Source organism: Rathayibacter sp. AY2B7 (assembly GCF_002931635.1).
GTDB lineage: Bacteria > Actinomycetota > Actinomycetes > Actinomycetales > Microbacteriaceae > Rathayibacter.
Genome location: NZ_PSUC01000187.1, coordinates 1 through 2687 on the forward strand (window position 1 = coordinate 1; position 2687 = coordinate 2687).

Below are 2687 nucleotides of genomic sequence, written 5' to 3' on the forward strand. Positions count from 1 at the left end.
GCCAGGCGTGCTGCTGGATAATTTCACGCACGAGATCGCGGCGCTCGGGCGGCCATCCGGCACCAGCGGCGAAGACCCAGCCCACACTGCCACCGGCGTCTTCGAAGGGGACGCTCGCAGCGTCGAACTGTGCGGTAGTACCGAGGTCATGAAGCATCGCGGCGACATACAGCAGTTCTCGGTCGTAGTCCACACCGAGGTCCTGAGCTCGGAGGACAGCCCAAATGTACGAGCGAAGGCAGTGATTGACCAGGGCCGGGCTGGCCCACCTTTGAACCACGTCGCGCGCGGCGGCCGCGGTCGCGGTCGGTGGAATCGTGAGATCGTGGTCATAGTCCATGGTTAGTTCCTTGGTTGTTGGTGGATGCGGCGGGCGACGTGTGACCGTCCCTGCGTGATGCCCTGGTTCGATCGAGACGCCGAGGTAGTGCTGAGAATGCAAGCTGCAAGGATTACGCCGAGTCCGATGAGAGTGGTGGCGCGGAGGGTCTCGCCGAGGACGGCAACACCGACGGCAACGGCGACGAGCGGGTTGAGGTAGGTCACCGTCGCCGTGCGCACGGGGCCGATCCTGCGGACCAGAACGGCCAAGGCCAGAAAAGCTCCCGCACTGCACACGACCACCAGAATCGCCAGACTGACGATCGTCGACCACGAAGGAAGAGATGTAGGCCACGCTGCCGTGAAGACCACGACTGGCAGGTAGGCCAGGGCGACCGCGCCGAACGACAATGCCGTCACTGCTGTCGCAGGGACTTTGCGTAGGAAGACGGCAAGGATCGCGGCTCCAACGGCGTAGCCGACGCCCACCAGTAGCACGAGCATTGCCGCCGAAAGCAATGCCGGCGGCAATGAAATGCCGACGAGGAGCGCTACGCCGCATACGCCCAAAACTAGTCCTCCCACGTTCAACCGGGAAAGCCGTTCACCGGTGCCCAGAAATAGGCCGATGCCGACGCCGAGGAGGGGGACTGCTGTGATGAGCAGTCCGGTCATGGAACTTGGCAGAGAAAGTTCTGCGACCCCCGTGAGCAGCCACGGCAGCGCGAACTCGGCGGTGGCATAGGCGAGGATTGCACGCCAGTGCCGCAGCGCCGGCTGCAGTTCGCGTCGCCATGCCGCAATGGGCAGCAGCAGGAGCGCAGCCCCGCCGGCACGGACCAGTACAAGCACGGTCGGGTCGATGTCCGCCACGGCGATCTTCACCAGGAGGTACGGGATGCCCTGGGCGATCGCCAGGAATACGTAGAGGAGAACGATGATGCGGCCGGACACGACTCCGAGTGTGCTCGACTCGGAAGGAACAGACCAGCGATAATTTCTTCGTGAAAAGCATTAGCGAAAACTTGGGTTTCGACCTGCGCCGGCTGACGTTGCTCGCGCAGCTGCGCTCCCTGGGAACGATCGCGGCAGTAGCCGAGGCGGAGCACCTCACTGCGTCGGCCGTGTCCCAGCAGTTACACGCACTCTCGCGCGACGTCGGTGTCCCGCTGTTCCAGCGGCGCGGCCGCGGTGTGCTCGTCACGGAGTACGGTCGCGCGCTGATCGCGGTGCTCAACGACCTCGAGATCAAGATCCGCTCCACCCGGGAAATATTTGTTGAGACCGCGGCCGGAGTGATCGGAACTGTTCGAGCGGGCGGATTCGCAACGAGCATCACGCACCTCCTCGCGCCCGCAGTCGCGGCCAGCCGCCGCAACAACTCCGGTGTGCGCATCGAGTTATCCGAGTTCACTCCGATCCGGGGACTCTCGGCCCTCGACAACGGCCGGCTCGACCTGCTCATCGGTGTCGACTTCCCAGGCGCGCCGACGCTTACAGACCCCCGATTCCTCCGAACCGATCTTCTCAGGGATGTCATGGACGTTGCCCTCCCGGAGGATCATCCTCTCGCCGCGTACGACGCGATTGAGCTTCGCCAGCTCAGGGAAGAAGTCTGGGTTGCTCCGGCCGCGAACGAGCCTTGCGCCCACATCCTCCTCGGCCTATGCGCTACCGAGGGATTCACGCCGGACATCCGGCACTCCTGCGACGAATGGACCGCCGTCACGGCACTCATTGCGCATGGAGCAGGAATTTCACTGGTCCCGCGCCTGGCACAGCCACTGCACCAGCCATCGGTCAAGACCATCCCACTTCGCGGCAATCCTGCCGCGCGCACGATCTTCGCCCTCACCAGCGCTACGGACCGGGACGCTCCCGCCATCGCGGCGATCCTTGCATTGATTGTAGAAGCCGCAGAAAACCTCGATCCCGCCTCCTAAGCCGGCCGCGTCACCCGCACGGTGCGCTCCGGGCGTCGTTCTCACTCCTGCGGTTCATCCAGTGGCGGACGCCGGAGACCTTCAAGCAGGACGCCATGCGCCGTTCGATGGAGTACACCGAACCGCGCTCCCGGTGCTCCAACGGCGTCGCGCTCTGCGGGCCCTTGGCCATCAGCGGGAAATCGCTCGAGGCGAGAATGTCCCGGCTGTCTCATCCCCTGGTTTCGTCGTCCACGCCGTAGACGTCCGTGATCGAACGGCATGCGAAGGTGAGGGCGCAAGTTTGCGCCTGGGGGCACCGAAATTTCTTGGCGCACAAAGCGTGATCGGCTGGATGCGCACCGAGCGCGCCCTGCGACTGAACACTCCCCTGCCCTCGGCCGCCCTCGCCCTGCCCCTGGGCGTGATCGTCGTCGTCACCGG

3 protein-coding genes are annotated in these 2687 nt (G+C 64.8%); 1 reads left to right on the plus strand and 2 read right to left on the minus strand.

Translation table 11 applies throughout. The features are described from left to right. Window positions 1–340, minus strand: a 340-nt coding sequence (locus C5C27_RS17155) for an HD domain-containing protein (RefSeq protein WP_146079753.1), incomplete at its 3' end; no start/stop codon positions are given. A 2-nt stretch (window positions 341–342) separates the two neighbouring features. Beyond that, a complete protein-coding gene (locus C5C27_RS17160) occupies window positions 343–1275 on the minus strand; it encodes a DMT family transporter (protein ID WP_104315004.1) in 933 nt (310 codons plus the stop codon). 50 nt (window positions 1276–1325) lie between these two features. Between C5C27_RS17160 and C5C27_RS17165 the strand changes: the two genes are divergently transcribed. After that, complete coding sequence (locus tag C5C27_RS17165) at window positions 1326–2264, plus strand: LysR family transcriptional regulator (protein ID WP_181133583.1); 939 nt, start codon at window positions 1326–1328, stop codon at window positions 2262–2264. Window positions 2265–2687 lie beyond the last annotated feature (423 nt).